This window comes from Methylacidiphilum sp. Yel, assembly GCF_004421185.1.
Taxonomy (GTDB): Bacteria; Verrucomicrobiota; Verrucomicrobiia; order Methylacidiphilales; family Methylacidiphilaceae; genus Methylacidiphilum.
Map to the genome: position 1 here is coordinate 1 of NZ_LXQB01000050.1, position 16,819 is coordinate 16,819.

Annotated in this window: 19 protein-coding genes and 1 pseudogene; 12 read left to right on the forward strand and 8 right to left on the reverse strand. The window is 38.9% G+C overall.

The annotated features are described in order from the left end of the window. Positions 1-34: 34 nt before the first annotated feature. Both A7Q09_RS07325 and A7Q09_RS07330 read right to left on the reverse strand, forming a co-directional pair. Positions 35-166: pseudogene (locus tag A7Q09_RS07325) on the reverse strand (transposase); the annotation flags it as partial. Positions 167-265: 99 nt separating this feature from the next. Continuing rightward, positions 266-802 carry a Slp family lipoprotein gene (locus A7Q09_RS07330; RefSeq protein ID WP_134390745.1) on the reverse strand — a complete coding sequence of 179 codons (537 nt, stop codon included), beginning with the start codon at positions 800-802 and terminating at the stop codon, positions 266-268. A 128-nt stretch (positions 803-930) separates the two neighbouring features. On the opposite strand from A7Q09_RS07330, the gene A7Q09_RS07335 reads away from it, so the two are divergent. The 10 genes from A7Q09_RS07335 to A7Q09_RS07380 all read left to right on the forward strand — a co-directional run bounded on the left by A7Q09_RS07335 (position 931) and on the right by A7Q09_RS07380 (position 10,172). Next, positions 931-1,800 (forward strand): carbon-nitrogen hydrolase, encoded by an 870-nt coding sequence (locus A7Q09_RS07335; RefSeq protein ID WP_134390747.1) that lies wholly within the window; start codon positions 931-933, stop codon positions 1,798-1,800. Between the two features lie 23 nt (positions 1,801-1,823). Beyond that, positions 1,824-2,891 (forward strand): agmatine/peptidylarginine deiminase, encoded by a 1,068-nt coding sequence (locus A7Q09_RS07340; protein WP_134390749.1) that lies wholly within the window; start codon positions 1,824-1,826, stop codon positions 2,889-2,891. Positions 2,892-2,915: 24 nt separating this feature from the next. Next, positions 2,916-3,467 carry a hypothetical protein gene (locus A7Q09_RS07345; RefSeq protein WP_134390751.1) on the forward strand — a complete coding sequence of 184 codons (552 nt, stop codon included), beginning with the start codon at positions 2,916-2,918 and terminating at the stop codon, positions 3,465-3,467. A gap of 19 nt (positions 3,468-3,486) precedes the next feature. Continuing rightward, entirely contained in the window at positions 3,487-4,416 is a 930-nt protein-coding gene (locus A7Q09_RS07350) for a glycosyltransferase family 9 protein (protein ID WP_244228597.1), read from the forward strand. Position 4,417: 1 nt separating this feature from the next. After that, positions 4,418-5,572 (forward strand): cysteine desulfurase NifS, encoded by a 1,155-nt coding sequence (gene nifS / locus A7Q09_RS07355; protein WP_134390754.1) that lies wholly within the window; start codon positions 4,418-4,420, stop codon positions 5,570-5,572. A 175-nt stretch (positions 5,573-5,747) separates the two neighbouring features. Further along, complete coding sequence (locus A7Q09_RS07360; protein ID WP_134390756.1) at positions 5,748-6,920, forward strand: aminotransferase class V-fold PLP-dependent enzyme; 1,173 nt, start codon at positions 5,748-5,750, stop codon at positions 6,918-6,920. Positions 6,921-6,947: 27 nt separating this feature from the next. Then, complete coding sequence (locus tag A7Q09_RS07365; RefSeq protein WP_134390758.1) at positions 6,948-7,739, forward strand: histidinol-phosphatase HisJ family protein; 792 nt, start codon at positions 6,948-6,950, stop codon at positions 7,737-7,739. Positions 7,740-7,746: 7 nt separating this feature from the next. Further along, on the forward strand, positions 7,747-8,394 hold the full coding sequence (gene mobA, locus A7Q09_RS07370; RefSeq protein ID WP_244228598.1) for a molybdenum cofactor guanylyltransferase MobA: 648 nt from the start codon (positions 7,747-7,749) through the stop codon (positions 8,392-8,394). A gap of 4 nt (positions 8,395-8,398) precedes the next feature. Next, positions 8,399-8,932, forward strand: a complete 534-nt coding sequence (gene mobB, locus A7Q09_RS07375) for a molybdopterin-guanine dinucleotide biosynthesis protein B (RefSeq protein WP_134390760.1) — start codon at positions 8,399-8,401, stop codon at positions 8,930-8,932. A 16-nt stretch (positions 8,933-8,948) separates the two neighbouring features. After that, positions 8,949-10,172: a molybdopterin molybdotransferase MoeA gene (locus tag A7Q09_RS07380; RefSeq protein ID WP_244228599.1), complete on the forward strand. Its 1,224-nt coding sequence runs from the start codon at positions 8,949-8,951 to the stop codon at positions 10,170-10,172. Between the two features lie 62 nt (positions 10,173-10,234). On the opposite strand, the gene A7Q09_RS07385 is transcribed toward A7Q09_RS07380, so the two are convergent. From A7Q09_RS07385 to A7Q09_RS07400, 4 genes are all read right to left on the reverse strand, one after another. Next, positions 10,235-11,143 (reverse strand): alpha/beta hydrolase, encoded by a 909-nt coding sequence (locus tag A7Q09_RS07385; RefSeq protein WP_134390762.1) that lies wholly within the window; start codon positions 11,141-11,143, stop codon positions 10,235-10,237. Positions 11,144-11,272: 129 nt separating this feature from the next. Then, positions 11,273-11,923 carry a DUF3365 domain-containing protein gene (locus tag A7Q09_RS07390; RefSeq protein ID WP_134390763.1) on the reverse strand — a complete coding sequence of 217 codons (651 nt, stop codon included), beginning with the start codon at positions 11,921-11,923 and terminating at the stop codon, positions 11,273-11,275. Continuing rightward, positions 11,920-12,345: a hypothetical protein gene (locus A7Q09_RS07395; RefSeq protein WP_134390765.1), complete on the reverse strand. Its 426-nt coding sequence runs from the start codon at positions 12,343-12,345 to the stop codon at positions 11,920-11,922. Before A7Q09_RS07395 ends, A7Q09_RS07390 begins: the two co-directional genes overlap by 4 nt. A 56-nt stretch (positions 12,346-12,401) precedes the next feature. Then, a complete protein-coding gene (locus A7Q09_RS07400) occupies positions 12,402-12,881 on the reverse strand; it encodes a peroxiredoxin (protein WP_134390767.1) in 480 nt (159 codons plus the stop codon). Between the two features lie 102 nt (positions 12,882-12,983). On the opposite strand from A7Q09_RS07400, the gene A7Q09_RS07405 reads away from it, so the two are divergent. After that, the gene (locus tag A7Q09_RS07405; RefSeq protein ID WP_134390769.1) at positions 12,984-13,406 is read left to right on the forward strand and encodes a hypothetical protein; all 423 of its coding nucleotides are present in this window, start codon (positions 12,984-12,986) and stop codon (positions 13,404-13,406) included. Between the two features lie 4 nt (positions 13,407-13,410). Here A7Q09_RS07405 and A7Q09_RS07410 read toward each other — a convergent pair whose 3' ends face one another. Together A7Q09_RS07410 and fdhD are read right to left on the reverse strand one after the other, a co-directional pair. Further along, entirely contained in the window at positions 13,411-14,961 is a 1,551-nt protein-coding gene (locus A7Q09_RS07410) for a hypothetical protein (RefSeq protein WP_134390809.1), read from the reverse strand. A gap of 74 nt (positions 14,962-15,035) precedes the next feature. Continuing rightward, positions 15,036-15,887, reverse strand: a complete 852-nt coding sequence (gene fdhD / locus A7Q09_RS07415) for a formate dehydrogenase accessory sulfurtransferase FdhD (protein ID WP_134390771.1) — start codon at positions 15,885-15,887, stop codon at positions 15,036-15,038. 225 nt (positions 15,888-16,112) lie between these two features. On the opposite strand from fdhD, the gene modA reads away from it, so the two are divergent. Continuing rightward, complete coding sequence (gene modA, locus A7Q09_RS07420) at positions 16,113-16,814, forward strand: molybdate ABC transporter substrate-binding protein (RefSeq protein WP_244228600.1); 702 nt, start codon at positions 16,113-16,115, stop codon at positions 16,812-16,814. The last annotated feature ends 5 nt before the right edge of the window (positions 16,815-16,819 follow it).

A 16,819-nucleotide genomic window follows, 5' to 3' on the forward strand; every position in this document is an offset into this window, starting at 1 on the left:
TGTCATACGTTTTTCTGATTCTCTATATACTGATGATGAGACTTTTAAGCCTCTGAGCAATATCGCCAACAAGAACAGGACGCCTGTACTTCGGACACCATACAATATGGTAATTGCAGGAATATACAATATTTTTATTGGATTTCAATTGTTCTTTTCTGTTCATACATAATTATACTACACATAGCTATAATTTATCGCCTTATATCCCCATGCCTGAAGGCAGGGGCATTACGGCGATGGATGGTAAAGCTAGAACAACTACCTACCACCATCCTTCTCCCCATCCTGTTGTCCATGGTTCAAATCCAACCGGTTCCCATAAATTTTCTAGAATGGTTTTTGTGGGAACTTTTTGGGCATAAGGAGGGAGCGATTCTTTGGGCCATAGAAAAAACTCTTCCCCTTCGACGATTAAATAATGTGGGGTCTCTATACTAGTTTTAAAGGGAGAGACGATCTTTCCAGCCACTGTAATCGTTTTGCCGGTTGAATAGACTTTGGGATCGACTTTTCCTTTATACCATAAATAAAATTTTCCTTTGGAAGGAGATTGTACTATGGGCTTGTCTGTGGAGGGATCCAGAGGTTTTTGAATAATCAACATTAAGCTTTCTCCTTCATGGTTCATACATCGTTGGATGACTCCCCCTAAAAGAACGTTTTGACCGATGAATGCGCTAGGACGAGCTGACAGTAAGGAAAATGAGGGCTGTTTGCTGGCTTTATGACGATAGGATCCTGTAATGGGGCTGATCGAACAGCCTCCAAGTAGGAAAAGGCTAAGAAAAAAAAATAACATTTTTTTTGAATTGCCAATCAGAATATTCACTTTCAATAGAATAGAAATGTATGGTTAATGAAAGAGTTCATTGACATTTCATCGTTGGAAAGAAAACTATCAAAATGTTTTTAAAAAGAAAGATCTAAATGGTAAGGGTAGCGCTTATTCAAAGCATTGGAGCTGTTGATCCGACTCAAGGACTGGCTCATCATTTGGAACTAATTAGCCAAGCTAAAGAACTTGGCGCAGAGATTATTTGTACTCAGGAACTTTTTAAAACTCGTTATTTTTGTAATCGAATTGATCCTGAATTTTTTAGTTGGGCTGAAGAAATCAATGGTCCTACCCTTCGATGCTTCATGGAAATTGCTAAAAAATTTAATGTTGTATTGATTGGATCGATCTTTGAAAAGCGGGCTGCTGGATTATATCACAATACGGCCATTGTAGTGGATGCGGATGGAAGCTATTTGGGCTGTTATAGAAAAGCGCATATTCCGGATGATCCAGGTTATTTTGAAAAGTACTATTTTGCAGCTGGAGAAAATGATTTTCCTGTTTTCCAGACCCGTTATGCAAGAATTGGGGTCTTAATTTGTTGGGATCAATGGTTCCCAGAAGCAGCCAGAATCGCTGCCTTAAAGGGGGCTCAGATCATTTTTTATCCTACAGCTATCGGTTGGCTTGTAGAAGAAAAAATGGCCTTTGGCCAAGATCAGTTGACCGCTTGGCTAACTATTCAGCGAGCCCATGCCATTGCCAACGGAATTTTCGTAGCTTCCATTAATCGAACTGGGGTGGAAGGAGACGATAAAAGTCGCTGGATTGAGTTTTGGGGGAGAAGTTTTTTGATTGATCCCTTTGGTAGAATCATCAACCAAGCTGGAGAAAAAGAAGAAATTGTGGTTGGAGAACTGGATTTTAGCCTCATAGAGAAGACAAGAATAAATTGGCCCTTTTTACGTGATCGGAGGATCGACCTTTATGAACAGATCACTCGAAGATATTTTCCTTAATTCTGTAGCTATTTGCTAGACCCATGCAAACGACCTCTTTCAGAAATAAAAATTCTCCAACAGCTTCATTATTGCGCTTTATGTTCCCAGCCGAATGGGAAAGGCATAGAGCAACTTGGCTTACTTGGCCTAGAAAAGAAAGTATTAGCTTTCCAGGACTTTTCCAAGCAGCTGAAGAAATCTGGATTCAATTGGCATTGGCTATCTCTCAAGATGAGTTGGTGAGAATAAACGTGTTTGATAAAACGCAGTTTGTTGAGTTAGAAAATCTACTCAAAGAGCGGGGGGGAGAAATCAACAGAAAAATTTTTTTATACGAAAATCCCGCCTATGAACCATGGTGTCGGGATCATGGGCCGATTTTTGTACGCAACGAAGAGGAAATAGCGATTGTGGACTTTATTTATAATGCCTGGGGTGGAAAATATCCCCCCTATGATCTGGATGATCATGTTCCTGAAAGAATTGGGAAATACTTAGGTATGCGGGTTTTTTCCCCTGGGATTGTTGTAGAAGGAGGGGCTATTGATTCCAACGGCAATGGTGTGCTTCTTGCTTCTAGAAAAAGTATTGATAATCCCAATAGGAATCCTGGAGTTGGCCTAAAAGAAATCGAAAAGATATTTTATGAATTTCTTGGAATAGAGAAAGTTATTTGGCTAGAGGCCGAAATCATGGGGGATGATACCGATGGCCATGTAGATCAGTACAGCAGGTTTGTGAGTGTAAATACCATAGCTTGCGCATTTGAAAGAAATGCTTCGGATGGCAATTATCTCAGTCTTCGAAAGAATATCGAACAATTAGCTAAAGAGTGTGATTACCACGGGAAGCTTTTTGAAATAGTCGAAGTGCCAATGCCCAACCCTGTCATAAGAAGTGGGATGAGATTGCCCGCTTCGTATTTAAATTTTTACCTGACAAATCATTCCCTCTTTGTTCCTACTTTTGAAGATCCAATGGATGAGATAGCCGAAGAAATTTTACAAGGTCTTTTTCCCGAAAGAAAAATTTGTCCTTTTTTTGCCAAAGATTTAGTTTGGGGTTTGGGAGCCATTCACTGTATAACTCAACAAGAACCTGGTTGGTAAGAAAGGATAGAAGAGAACCATAACATGATTTATCATCTTTCTTTGAAAGCTGTGGCCTTTGGCACCGGGTTCCTACATCTGCTTCTAGGGGCGATCGCTTTTTTATATCCCTCCTCTTTTTGTCGATTCCTTAAAAATTTTCCTAGAAATGATTTTCTAGGCAAGCTGCTAATGGGTACTTCGGTACTATGGGTCATAATCTTATTGGCGATTATGGATCTAGGTGAATATACCCAATATAGGATTTGGTTTATTCTTTTTGCTTTTATATTTGGGATACTGGTGATAGTGGCTATAGAGGACTTCATTTCCCTAAGGGCCTTGGCGCTTTTGCTTCTGTTAGGAGCAAATGTCATTTTAGATGGCACATTTTTAAGTATGCGAAGCTGGCGGATTCTACTTGTGCTCTTAGCTTACGGCTGGATAATTGTAGGAGTTTTATTCGTTGGTATGCCTTATCTGGCTAGGGATAAGATACTCTACTTCTGTTCTTCAGAAAGAAAGATCAAATTGACTGCTCTTTTGATTCTCATGTTTGGCCTGGTATTATCTTTGCTTGGTTTTATCGATGCGTAAATTCTTTTCTAAAGACAGAATGCTGATCATCAGGGGTGGAGGCTTGGGGGATTTTATACAGACTTTACCGGCAATTTATATTTTAAAGAATCAGGTGCAACCTTCCAAGCTGGAGCTACTTGGTACTCCTAGATTTGGAATTCTAGGAGAAAATCGATACTATTTTGATAAGGTTTATGATATAGGAGCTGCTTTTTTTACCCCTCTTTTTTCTCAAGATCTCATCCCCAGATTAGCCCTTAGAGACTATTTTGCATCAGTTGACATTGTCCTCTGTTATACCCCTGATGAACAAGGGATTTTGAGAAAAAATCTCTATGCTTTAGGAGTTAAAAAAGTAATTTACTGCCCCCCTTTTAGGGGCGTAGGAAATGTTGTGGAATGGCTTGCTAAGCCCATTATGGAATTAGGCATCATAAATTCTTTAGACTGTCTGCCTCCACCAAGGATTTTTCTCTCTAAAGAGGATGTAGAAAAGGCATTAGGCTTATTATGTGGTATAGAAAAGGAGAAAGTAAAAATAGCTATTCATCCTGGAAGTGGAAACCAGAAAAAATGTTGGCCAGTAGAAAATTGGGTCTCTTTTTGTCAGCGCATACAAAAAATGGGCTATCGTCTTATCCTGATCATGGGGCCAGCTGAAATGGAAAGAAAAGAGTTAAATGAGATTCCAGCCGATCTAAGAATAATAAATCAAGATCTTCCTTCTGTGGGTGCGATCCTCAAATTGTCTAACTTGTTCTGTGGGCATGATAGTGGTATAACGCAGTTGGCTATGGCTGTTGGGTGTCCTTCGATTGTTTTATTTGGTCCTACTGACCCTACTATTTGGATGTACCCAAGATTAGACAAAAGATTCAAAATATTGTGGAATAAGGACAAAAGACTAACATTTAGCGTAGATGAAGTTTTTAGTTGTTTTTTGAAATGTTTAAAAGAAGGTATTTAACATGACCCGATTCATATACTTGGATAACAATGCGACTACACCTGTTGATCCTGAAGTCCTTAAGGAAATGGTTCCCTTTTTTTCTGTCTACTATGGGAATCCTTCCAGTCCTTATCGACTTGGTCAGGAAGCCAAGCAGTATGTAAAAAAATCAAGGATTGCTCTTGCCCGGTTTTTAGGTTGCGAAGAAGAAGAAATTGTTTTCACTAGCTGTGGGACTGAATCAAATAATGCTGCGATTTTGTCTGCGCTTCGAACAACAGGGAAAAAAAGAGTCATTACGACGGCCACCGAACATTCTGCCATTTATGAGTTATGCGTTGACTTGGAGAAAAGAGGGTTTGAAGTTCTGAGAATCGGTGTGAATGCATCTGGTTTATTAAAGCTGGAAGAGATAGAAAAACATCTGACTGCGGATACAGCTATTGTCTCTGTTATGTGGGCCAATAACGAGACCGGTGTGGTTTTTCCTATCGAGCAAATCGCAGCAATGTGTCAAGAAAAAGGGGTGTTATTTCATACCGATGCGGTGCAGGCGATTGGGAAAATTCCGATTGATCTATCCCAGATCCCCGTTGATTTTCTTTCTTTGACTGGTCATAAGTTTTATGCACCAAAAGGGATTGGTGCCTTGTTCATTCGTAAAGGAAAACAGTTTGAACCTTTTATGCGAGGCGGATCTCAAGAGATGCATCGTCGTGCTGGAACAGAAAATGTCCCGGCTATTATTGGAATGGGCAAAGCTATAGAGATCCTCTCTCAGAACATGGAAGAAGATAATAAGCGAATTTTACAGCTAAGGAATCTTTTAGAGTCGAGGATCTTAGAAGAAATTCCTTTTACAAAAGTCAATGGTGATAAAGAGCATAGAATTGTTAATACGACAAATATCTTTTTTGAGGGCGTAGATTCAGAAACTCTTCTTTTTGATCTTGACCAAAAAGGCATATATGCCTCTGGTGGATCGGCTTGCACAACAGGTTCATTGAAGCCATCTAGGGTATTGACGGCCATGGGTCTAAATCCTATAGAAGCCAAATCAAGTATTCGTTTTTCCTTAGGAAGGTATAATACTGAAGAAGAGATTCATAGAGCTGTTGACGAGATTAAAAAGTCTGTGGAAAAAATAAGAAAAAAATTACCGAAGTCTTCGTAGTTCATCTTTTTTTCTTAAGCAATGGCTTTTTTAATCATTGGAAACATCCTTTCAAACCATTGTGAGAGGTTGCTAGAATGCCTGTGTCTTTTGGGGATGGGGGAGTATGCCCCAGCTATCAAAAAAGTTGGATGATAATGTAAAATATTTATATAAACTTATTTAGTAGGATTTCATGCTAAAATGTTCGATAGAAGATATTCTTTCCATAGAAAATTTAAGAAACACGCTTTTTCCGGTAACTCGCAATAGAGTTTTCATGGCTCATGCGGCCGTTTCGCCTTTGCCCGCTCCTTCGGCAGAAAAGATATCGGCAGCCGCATTTGATGCTTCGGATTGGAGCCAAGAAACAGAATCATTTTTTGAAACCATTACAAAAGCCAGAGAAACCGCTGCTAAATTGATCAATGCTAAGCCCTCCGAAATAGCTTTACTAGGCCCTACCGCTCTTGGACTTAATTTGGTAGCCAATGGTATCCCATGGAAACCAGGGGATGAAGTTGTCTATTATCCAGATGATTATCCGACCAATGTCTATCCATGGAAAAATCTTGAAAAATTTGGGGTTAAAACCGTTCCTTTATGTCCTGAAGAACCAGGCAAAATAACCTTGTCTCTGCTTTTGAGTGTCCTTAGCTCCAAAACAAAGCTTGTGGCCCTTGCTAGTTGTCATTATCTTTCAGGTTATCTTTTGGATTACAAAGAAATTGGCAAAGCACTTCATGAGAGAGGCATTTTATTTAGTTTAGATGGGATACAGTCCTTAGGCATTTCAACTATGGACTCTGAATATTTTGATTTTCTCAGTGCTGATTCTCATAAGTGGCTTCTAGGTCCTCTGGGAGCAGGGATATTCTATTGCAAAGAATCCTTACAGGATTACCTAGCTCCTTCTTTGCTTGGTGCATGGAATGTCAAGTCCCCCCATTTTATTGCCCAGGAAACTATGGAATTAGAAAAAGGAGCTCGACGCTATGAAAGTGGGGCTCTCTATGCTTTAGGCATTATTGGAATGGAGGCTTCGATGGATCTGTTGCTTGCAGTTGGTATAGATAAAATCAGAGAAAGGATTCTTTTTCTGCATCAGTATCTTAGAGAAAGTCTAAATCGAATTGGTTGGAAATGCTTGTCAGACGATTTTCCCCTTGAGCGATGTTCTGGAATAGTTTCTGCAACTGCAGCTGGAGTTGATCCTACAGAACTGCTTGCCAAATTAAAATCCCAAGGAATAATAATTTCTTTTCGGATGGATAGGAATAAAAATTGGTATATTCGGTTTTCTCCACACTTTTATAACACCGAAGAGGAGATTAATAGAGCCATTGAAATCTTATCCCATAAGGACTGAGATTTCCTTTTGTATTGGAAAAAGATTATGCTTTTTGACTATCATCTTCATACTCCACTGTGTGGCCATGCTGTTGGAGAACCGTCGGAGTATGTTAAAGTGGCGATAGAAAAGGGACTAATCGAAGTGGGATTTGCTGATCATAATCCTATGCCACATTATTTCGATGACTGGAGAATGTCTCTTGACCAGCTCGATGAATATTTCCAACTGATTGAAGAAACAAGAAAAAAATTTCCAAATTATCCTATTAGACTTGGATTAGAGTGTGATTTTCTTTTGGGTTATGAAAAGCATATTCAGTTTTTATCGACTTTAGCTCCCTGGGACTATCTTATAGGCTCCATCCACTACATTTCCAAGGATTGGGACATTGATAATCCCTCAAAATTAAATAAATGGGATGAATATTCAGTGGAAGCCGTCTGGACCGAATATTTTTCTTTGTATACAAAGATGGCTTGTTCAGGGCTTTTCGATTTTTTAGCACATCCTGACTTGGTAAAAAAATTTAACCGGAAACCCCAACAAGATCTTTCTTCTTTTTACAAAGAAGCGCTTAATGCGATGGCTGATCATCATCTTGCTTTTGAAATTAATACGGCAGGTCTCAGAAAGCCAGTTCAAGAAATCTATCCAGAAAAACGCTTTCTAGAAATGGCTTATGAAAAAAAAATTCCTATTTTAATTAGTTCTGATGCCCATAGTCCTGCCGAAGTCGGCAGTGACTTTGATAAAGCTCTTTGCCTAGTCAAAGAGGTCGGTTATAGGGAGCTAACGCGATTCAATTCAAGGAAAAAAGTCCTTTATCCTTTGTAAAAAAAAGATGCAAATTGACAGGATGCGTCCGCCACAAGCCACTGGCTTTAGTCATGGGGAGGTTCAGATCGATGGTGTCATTCTTTGCGGAGGGCAAGGCAAACGGATGGGGGGAAAACAAAAGGGGCTTTTCCTGCTTAAAGGAAAACCGTTATTTGTCTATGCTGCTGAAAAACTCGCACCACGGGTAAAAACTCTTTGGATCAGTGCCAATCGTTTTCTCGATGAATATGCTAAATATGGATGGCCTGTTATAAAAGACTGTGTAGAAAATCTGGGACCGCTAGGAGGGATCTATTCAGTTCTTTTGAATATACAAAGTTCTTTGTTGTTAGTTCTCCCCTGTGATTGTCCTTTTTTTGAAATTGGATGGGAAAGAGTCCTTCTGGAAAAACTCCTTTCTTCTTCTGCTTCGGTTGCCTATATTTCGGATGGACAAAAAGAACAGTTTCTTTTTGCTCTTTTTAAAAAATCCGCATTGTCACAGCTAGAAGAATATCTGCTTTCAGGACAGCGACAAGTTGAAGGTTTTTATCGAAAGGTCGCAGCACTTAAAGTGGATTGGGCTGATGCATCGCAAAGATTTTTTAACATTAATACTCTTGAAGCATTTGAGGAAGCCAATAAGATGTTTGATTGGATAGATAAAAGCTAAGTGAATGCAAAAACAAGCTATAGCTATTGTTGGCTTTATAGGGAGAAGCGGTTGTGGGAAAACAACACTAATATGTAAACTTATTGCATTGCTTACTTCTAAAGGCTATAAAGTTGGGGCTTTAAAGCATACCCATAAAGGATTTCAAATGGATTGTCCTGGAAAAGATAGTTTTAAGTTTAAAGAGTCTGGAGCTTCAAGCGTCTGCATCATTTCGGAAAAGCAAGCGGCAATGATTGTGGATTGTGAGTGTTCTCAACAAATGGTTCTCAATGCATTTTTTGATCTGATGCGATCTTTTAGCTATCATTTTATCTTGATCGAAGGTTTTAAGAAGGATCCATTCCCGAAGTTTTGTTTTATCGATAGGATTGAACAAGGGGAAGAAGTGTTGCAAGAAACAGATAATTGCCTTGGATTCATTACAGGACAAAGAGCACCGGTAAGTTCTTACAAAAACTTACCCGTTTTTTTTAGAGACGATGCAACGGCTATAAGTTCTTTTTTGTTAGATACCAGACTTCCTTTAGGTAGTTGAAAGAAAACAAAAATTAATGATGACTCAGCAACCTCTAACTTATATTTCCATTGCTCTTGCCTTAGAGATAATAGAGAAAACTATTAATGAAATCAAAGGGGATAAACTCCTTCCCTTAGAAGAATCATTCAACTCCATCACTGCTGAGGATATTTTTTCCCCTACTGCCTTTCCCCCTTTTGATATCTCTATGATGGATGGATATGCTTTTTGTTCAGAAGCTCTTTTAGAAAATAAAGAAAAAGAGTTTTTAGTGGCGGCTGAAGTGTATGCAGGTATGCCCATTTTGGAAGATTTCCACCCCAATCAATGCGTTAAAGTAGCCACAGGGGCGGTTATTCCTAAACCCTTTGATCTGGTTGTCGTCCAAGAAGAGGTTCATCCTGAGAATGGCCGCATCAAAATAAAAGGTGCCTATAAAAAGGGTGAAAATATCCGAAAAGCCGGAGATGAAATCAAAAAAGGGGAATTGCTTTTTCATAAAGGGATAAAAGTAGATTCCAGGACGATCAATCTTTTAGCAACTTTAGGCATTACGCAGCTAAGAGTGAAACCCAAACCGGTTGTGTACTTGTTAAGCACGGGGACTGAACTTAAAACAGTCGGGGCAACTCTTGAGATGGGCCAGCTTTATGATAGCAATAGGATTTTTCTGTCCAATGCGTTAAAAGAGCTTGGAGTGGAGGTGATTGGTGGAAATATAATAGCTGACGATATGGAGGCACTAGAAAAGGAAATGGATAAGGCCAAGAGGTGCAATGCCAATCTTATATTATCTACTGGGGGATTGTCTGTTGGAGAAAAAGATTTTGTTGCTAAATTTATTGATACACAATGTAAAATTTATTTTAAAAAAATTGCTATTAAGCCAGGCCGTCCCTTCTCCTTTGCTTCTTTTGATGGGATTCCATTTATAGCTCTTCCTGGGAATCCTGCCGCTGTTGTGGTCTGTTTTTATGAACTGCTAAGAAAGGCTGTTACCAAACTTATGGGATGGTCTAGGAATCCGTTTATAAAATTTCAGGCGCATCTAGCGATGGATGTAGCAAAAAAACCGGGGAGAACAGAATACTATTTTGCAAAAGAAGAGGATTGCCGTGGCAAAATACTAGTTCATCCGGTGTCGTTGGCAGATCCTTCAGGGGTTTTTTCAGCGACAAAAGCAGATGTTCTTATTAGTTTGGCTCAAGAGTTGAGCCTCGTTCCCAAAAATACACTTATAGAGTGTATTCGACTTTGATTGGCGCTAAGCTATTATTCTGGCCAAATCACCTTTCTTTTATAGCTCTCTTCATTGAGAGGTCATTTGGCATTCTTTATTGATGTTCTATACAAAAATTTTGTAATGACTTCTTTAAAATCATCATTGAATAGTCTTAATTCGTGATTGGCATTAGGAATGATCCACCAAAATTTAGGATTTTTTGCCGCATCAAAGACTCTTTGAACCATATTAATTGGCATTCTGACATCCTGCTCGGCAGCAAGAATGAGGAGGGGACAACCGATGTTCTTTGCCGCCTCTACACAATCAATTTTATGAGCATCAATGCCATAACTTCTTTTGAGATGCCATGAAACGATTGGAACCATTGGGAACTCGTTCAATCTAAATAGTACCTTAGCATGGGTGATTAAAGCATTATAAAGAGTGTCAAATGGAGCATCGGCTATTATTGCACTGATTTTTCCATTAAGCTTTGATCCAGAAAGAAGAGCGGTGACGGCCCCAAGAGAAGTTCCCCAAAGAATAGGGGAAGTATATCCTTTTTTTTCTAGTTCTTCTATCCAACTTTCTATATCCAAGCTTTCTTTCAACCCTAAGGTGACTACAGTAGGATCACTTTCACCGTGTCCTCGTAAATCAATGGCAAGAACAGGAAATTCTAGAGTATGCCCTAGTTGGATATAACTCATCATAAATTCCTTATTGGCCCCTAATCCATGAATAACAATGATTGGGGGTTTCTTAGAGGAAGAGCTTGGTGGAGGAATAAACCAAGCTGCTAGTCCTATATTGTCTTTTGATAGGATTTTCCAATTTTGATATTTTAAACCAATCAATTCAGGATTTAGATTCGGGCTTGCTGCGGGCGGTACAGTCACAGCGAGATTCGCCAAAACTTTCCCAAAGAAATACAAGCCTAAAACAAGAATAGAAATAGAAAGAATTACAAGGCCAAGGAAAAAAAGAAGAAGAGAAAATAACATAGGAAGTATTTAAACCAATCTATTACCATTGGGAAAAAGTCATTAATCTTTGCTTTTTTGTTCATACTATAGAGAGGCTACAGACTAACCACAAGAAAGAATAGGCCTTGGAAGCCCTTGGCTTTACATTCAGTCTCCTTCAGATAAACTGACCTCTACGGTAATTAATCCTCTAAAATCACCAAGTTTATATCCAGTTGCTTCATCTAAGGGATATCTTTTCTGCAATTCTTCTTTAAGAGATGGACTCATCTGGCTTAGAGATCCGTGGCAGTTTAAACAAATATTGCCGATAAAAAGTGGTTTATAATACCGGTATTTAGTAGTCCAATTTTGTTCTACTTTCTGGACATAACTAGAAGGAAAAGGTTCATGTCTTCTCTGAGCCTCTAAAAAAATTTCGAGGGCCTCTTTTTCTGCATAATCAGGTTTGTTTAGAGGATTTCTTATCTTATCAGAGGTCCTTTTTAAAAGGGTGATTCTTGCACCATGCTTTTCTTTTACTTGATCTGTCAAAGCTAAGGCTTGTAAATTGCAAAATTTGAGGGTCTCTATAGGCCCGATTTCCTTAAGTTTTGTTGTTAAGATATTTTTAAGAGATTCTTGAAGTTCTTGTGCTATAGGAGCAGCAATTTTTTCGATTGCTTGACTTTTTTCCATCGAAGCAATGCTTGTTACCGGTTCCTGTTGAGATTGGCAAATGAATACAAAAGAAAAATAAAGAAAAAAAAAGCAAGACAATCTCAAGGTTCTCTTACAAATAACTAGATTCCATTTCATATCATAAATCTTCCTTTATGTTGCAGAAAAAGGCTTAAGAGAGCGCCTATACCGTTAACTATCAAATATGATCCAATGAGATAGGCAATGGCATTAGGAAAAAGAAAAAGAAGAATAGCTATAGCCATAGGGAAAAAGCTGAAAAAGGAAGGTCCTATTGTTAGAAATGTCAAAAGTCCAAACAAAACAAAATGCAAAGCCACTAGATAGGCTATCAAGTTTGGAAAGAGGAAAATCAGTAGACCGCATAAAGCTGTCCAAAGACAAAACAGGAGAGGAAGATGGAAAAAGAAACCAAAAACAGAAAAAAGAAGCAAATAAGAAGCAATTAAGAAATAGAGGAAATGGGGCTTAGCAAAAAGAATGAATCCAAATAACAAAGAGAGGATAGCCTGAATCCAGAATTTTAATGTATTATGCATTTATAAAAAATTATTTTGTCATAGGGGGGAAGGCGTTTTTGAAATTTTAACGTTAGTTAAGATGACTCTGGTGATTTGTTGAGTTTTTTGACCTCTTCAAGGATTTCTTGTGCATGCGTCTCAGGTTTGACCTTTAGATTACGCCATACAATTTTTCCGTTTCTAACCAAGAATGACTGCCTTGAAGCATGGCCGTTTTTTTTGCTAACCCCAAATTTTTCCACGAGTTTTCCTTCAGGATCAGCCAAAAGAGGAAAGGGAAGATGGTATTTTTCTTTGAATTTTTTTTGAGCCTCTTTTGTATCCATACTAATGCCGAAAACTTTAATTCCATGATCTATCAACATCTTATAATTATCTCTTAAATTACAGGCTTCTTTAATGCAACCAGGGGTATCCGCCTTGGGATAAAAATAAAATAAGAAGGTTCCTTCTTTAGCAATAGATTGTAAAGAAATGCTATTGCCATCTTGGTCAATAGCAATGACATCAGGAACATCGGCCCCAATTTCCAATGGTAACGTAGTCTGATTCATATCAATAACTTATAAAAGAAAGAAAAAAAAGAAAACGAAAAAGACCACTGTTAGATCAATTGCCATTGTATTTTTTATTTTTTCTCTCTTTAATTGTTACATATGAAAATCTTTATCTTTTCTTTATTTCTTTTACTTTTTAGCTCCCTCTGTTTTGAAACTTTCGGCAAAAATCCGACTGACCCTCTTCAAAACCGACAACATGAAAAGGCCAATCCTAACACTAATGCATCTACTTTTAATACATCAACAAATAGAAAGGTTGCGGATTTAAAGAAAAAACACAGTCGGATAGAAAAAATATTCAATGATTGGCAACAAGCAGTTGCAAGGCAAAACCAGAAAGCAGCTGCAGCCCTTCATCAAGAGTATCTTCGAGAACAACAGGATTTTTTAAAACAATGGAACCAATGGGAAAAGGAAGCTCAAGAGCAGCTGAAAAAAGCTGAAAAGGCTATCGGAAAGGAAGCAGGAAAAATTCAAAAAGATATGGAAGAAGTATCCCAAGACACAAAGACCAAATAGAACATTAGCGGTGGAAGCCTCCCATTCCTCCATGAAAACCGCCCATCCCGCCGTGGAATCCACCCATTCCTCCATGAAAGCCCCCCATTCCTCCATGGAATCCACCCATCCCTCCATGAAACATACCTGGATGACCAATAAAGCCTTGGTGCCCTATAAAGCCTTGATGGCCATAAAATCCTCCATGGCCTAGGCCACTGGCCCCATGGAATATGAATCCATGGGGGATTCCAGTACTTCCGTGAAAGCTGCTTATTCCTGAAAAAGAATGAAGGTGTGCATTGCCTAATTGACCTGCAAAATGAGAAGATGCATTTCCGCCTCTAAAATGAGAAGCCAGATGACCAAAAGAAGGCGTATTTAGTGTATGGCCTGTGATATCATGAAGACCATGATAGGTTAGATGTTGCGGATGGACAGGGGAAAGCGAATTGTTAAGTTGCCCATGTGCCCAGTTCCCATGATGTAAGCCAATAAGGTTTTGATGATCCTGGTGAAGAAGCTGATGAAAATCTGAATGAAGAGAGTTTTGAGTTGAAGCATGGGAGAGTGCATGAGCCGTATCGCGGATCCCATTGGCATGGACCAATTGGTGTTGGGTAGCATGAAAAGATCCAGGATGGTTAAAAGGATGGCCTGCAGAAGGAATAGTATGGGTGGGACCGATTCCCATATGTTGATGCATGGTGCCAGGATGTTGTTGGGTAGGTGTTTTTGTAACAAAGACATTTTTTTCAATTACAACTGGAAAAAATCCAAAGGGACCCCATAGGAAAGGCCACCACAATCCCCAACCAAACCCAAAGCCAAAGCCCCAACCCCACCACCACCAGGGCCATCCCCATCCCCATCCATATCCATAGCCTCCCCATGGGTTTCCCGAATAGGTTAATTGGGTATTGTTTTCTTCGTTTCCAACATAGAGTTGAGAGGAGGGAGTAGAGGCGTTGGCAAGAGCAGGAGCCGTAGTTGTAGAATAAGCGGCAGCTTTAGAAGCGGCCAGAGCTTCTTGTCGTTTTAATGATTCTTTTTGCTGGGCGATGGCAGCTAAAAGTTCGTTTCTTCTCTGATAAGCAAGTTGGATATCTGTTTGAAGCAAGTGGAGATCTGAAGAATAACTGTCTATTTTTGCATTGATGGCTGTCCATCGGTGCAAAAGAACAGGATCGAATAAATCTGACTGGGAAGATAAATTCCACTTTGCTACAAGGGAGGAAATTTCGGTGTTGATTTTGGCAATTTTTGTAGAAAGCTCATCCAAAAGGGTTTGATATCTAAAAAGGGAAGTTTCCATCAAGGATATTGGAATCTGTTCAGGCAAAGAGGATCTCAAGGTATTTTCATAGAGAGTGTCAAATTGTTTTTTTTCTGTTTCAATTTGCTGCATTAAAGGGGATAAGTTATCCAGTTCCTTACCCAGTTCATATCTGAACTTTCTAATTTCAGTTTGTTCTTGGGTACTTTGTCTTTGCCAAATACTCATCCCCAAGAGGATAGAAAGAGATAAAAAAATGCCAGTTAAGGTTAACAAAATACGCTTATAATGAGAAGGCATCACTTAAAATCTATTCGGAAAACCATTCTTGGCAATAGTACAACAAAGGTTAGGAGCAGAAAAAAGAAAAATGCCTAGCTTATCCTATCAATCCCGCTATAAACATTAAATCTTTTTTTACGGAGGAATCCTACAAGGGTCATAGAAAATTTATTAGCAATAAGGACTGCCAGACTGCTGGGAGCAGAGACAGAACAGAAAAATTTAAGCCCTGCCATGTAAGCTTTTTGAACTAGCTCATAGCTTGCCCTACCACTAACCATAACAATGTGTTTATTCATTGGAATTAGACCTTCTCGAAGGGCATGTCCAATTAATTTATCCATCGCGTTGTGCCTTCCAACATCCTCTTTGATTTGGATCAAGTTCCCTTCAATATCGAATAAAGCGGCAGCATGCAATCCTCCTGTCGTCTTAAAAAGGTTTTGTCGTGTTTGAAATTCTTCAGGCAGCTTATAAAGAATCTCTACTGGGATTTTCCAATTGTTTTGGGAGCTTGCTGAAACGTTTTCTTTTTTGTCTAATAGCTCAACAACAGTTCTCCCGCAAATCCCACAAGCACTGGAAGTCATAAAATGTCTTTCGAACTGTCCCATTGCTGGGAGATGGGGTTGATTCAGGGTAACCAAAAGCGTGTTGTATCTCTGTGCTTCTGCAATTTCTTTTCTTATGCAATAGGAAATGGAATGCACGGACTCTAGTCCAGGCACAATGCCTTCAGAAAAAATAAATCCAAGGGACAAATCAAAATCAGCGCCTGGTGTTCTCATAGTAACAGCAAGCGTTTTTTCTTCACTGCCTGCTCTAAGTCGAATTTCTAAGGGTTCTTCAGTAATCACATAGTCCAACCTGTTCCTTTTGTTCGAATCAGAAAATTCCCATATTCGAACTGGTACTTTCGATCCTGGCCTTTGTTCTTCCATCATGCTTCAAAACCTTACTAATCTTAAAAACATTCTCTAAAGAAGGAAAGATGAAAAGCAAATAATGGCTTTAAAAGAATTACAACATTTTGTCCCTTATTTCTCTCTCATTGACATTTCCCTTAAGGTTATTTAAAAATAGCTATGTGTTTTCTATATTTTACATCTCTCTTCAGCTTTTTCTTAATACCCCCTTTTTCGGTTTGTTTTGCTCAAAGCCAAAAGCCGTTGCAGACTTCTACATTAACGGTCGCGGCTGCAGCGGATTTGAGGTTTGTTCTTCCTGAGATTATTAGTCCTTTTCAGACTCTCAATCCAGATGTAAAAGTAGAAGTTATCTATGGAGCCTCTGGAAAATTTTATGAACAGATCCTAAGAGGGGCGCCTTTTGATATTTTTCTTTCTGCAGATAAAGAATATCCTTTTTTACTATATACCAAAGGTTACGTAGCTGAAGAACCGTTCCAATATGCTGTAGGTAGGCTAGTTCTTTGGATGCGAAAAGGTTTGTTTGGAGAGGGAAAAGATTGGAAAGAGTTGCTCACTAACAAGAAAGTATCGAAAATAGCCCTTGCTAATCCACTGCATGCTCCTTATGGAAAAGCAGCTAAAACTGCTTTAGAGAATGCAGGACTGTGGGAGAAATTAGATTCTAAATTTGTCTATGGAGAAAACGTCATTCAAGCCTTTCAGTTTGCTGAAGAAAAAGACGCAGAACTTGCCTTTATTCCCCTGGCAATCGCTTTGTCGCCTAAAGCTAGCAAGGAGGGGAATTATGTAGAAATTCCTCTTTCGTTTTACCCAAAAATCCTTCAATATGGCATTATTATAAAAAAAACAGCGAATCTTTCTATTGCTAAAAAATTTAAAGATTATCTTTTAAGCGAAGAAAGTCAGAAGACCTTAAAAAAATATGGGTTTGGTCCATAAAACCT

Bases quoted from the DNA above. Each gene is read 5' to 3' on its own strand.
- A7Q09_RS07360 (WP_134390756.1), top strand. From the start codon at position 5,748: ATGCTAAAATGTTCGATAGAAGATATTCTTTCCATAGAAAATTTAAGA.
- A7Q09_RS07340 (WP_134390749.1), top strand. From the start codon at position 1,824: ATGCAAACGACCTCTTTCAGAAATAAAAATTCTCCAACAGCTTCATTA.
- A7Q09_RS07390 (WP_134390763.1), bottom strand. From the start codon at position 11,923: ATGAAATGGAATCTAGTTATTTGTAAGAGAACCTTGAGATTGTCTTGC.
- A7Q09_RS07380 (WP_244228599.1), top strand. From the start codon at position 8,949: ATGATGACTCAGCAACCTCTAACTTATATTTCCATTGCTCTTGCCTTA.
- mobA (WP_244228598.1), top strand. From the start codon at position 7,747: ATGCAAATTGACAGGATGCGTCCGCCACAAGCCACTGGCTTTAGTCAT.
- mobB (WP_134390760.1), top strand. From the start codon at position 8,399: ATGCAAAAACAAGCTATAGCTATTGTTGGCTTTATAGGGAGAAGCGGT.
- A7Q09_RS07405 (WP_134390769.1), top strand. From the start codon at position 12,984: ATGAAAATCTTTATCTTTTCTTTATTTCTTTTACTTTTTAGCTCCCTC.
- A7Q09_RS07410 (WP_134390809.1), bottom strand. From the start codon at position 14,961: ATGCCTTCTCATTATAAGCGTATTTTGTTAACCTTAACTGGCATTTTT.
- A7Q09_RS07345 (WP_134390751.1), top strand. From the start codon at position 2,916: ATGATTTATCATCTTTCTTTGAAAGCTGTGGCCTTTGGCACCGGGTTC.
- A7Q09_RS07330 (WP_134390745.1), bottom strand. From the start codon at position 802: ATGTTATTTTTTTTTCTTAGCCTTTTCCTACTTGGAGGCTGTTCGATC.
- A7Q09_RS07400 (WP_134390767.1), bottom strand. From the start codon at position 12,881: ATGAATCAGACTACGTTACCATTGGAAATTGGGGCCGATGTTCCTGAT.
- fdhD (WP_134390771.1), bottom strand. From the start codon at position 15,887: ATGATGGAAGAACAAAGGCCAGGATCGAAAGTACCAGTTCGAATATGG.
- A7Q09_RS07395 (WP_134390765.1), bottom strand. From the start codon at position 12,345: ATGCATAATACATTAAAATTCTGGATTCAGGCTATCCTCTCTTTGTTA.
- A7Q09_RS07335 (WP_134390747.1), top strand. From the start codon at position 931: ATGGTAAGGGTAGCGCTTATTCAAAGCATTGGAGCTGTTGATCCGACT.
- A7Q09_RS07350 (WP_244228597.1), top strand. From the start codon at position 3,487: ATGCTGATCATCAGGGGTGGAGGCTTGGGGGATTTTATACAGACTTTA.
- A7Q09_RS07385 (WP_134390762.1), bottom strand. From the start codon at position 11,143: ATGTTATTTTCTCTTCTTCTTTTTTTCCTTGGCCTTGTAATTCTTTCT.
- A7Q09_RS07365 (WP_134390758.1), top strand. From the start codon at position 6,948: ATGCTTTTTGACTATCATCTTCATACTCCACTGTGTGGCCATGCTGTT.
- nifS (WP_134390754.1), top strand. From the start codon at position 4,418: ATGACCCGATTCATATACTTGGATAACAATGCGACTACACCTGTTGAT.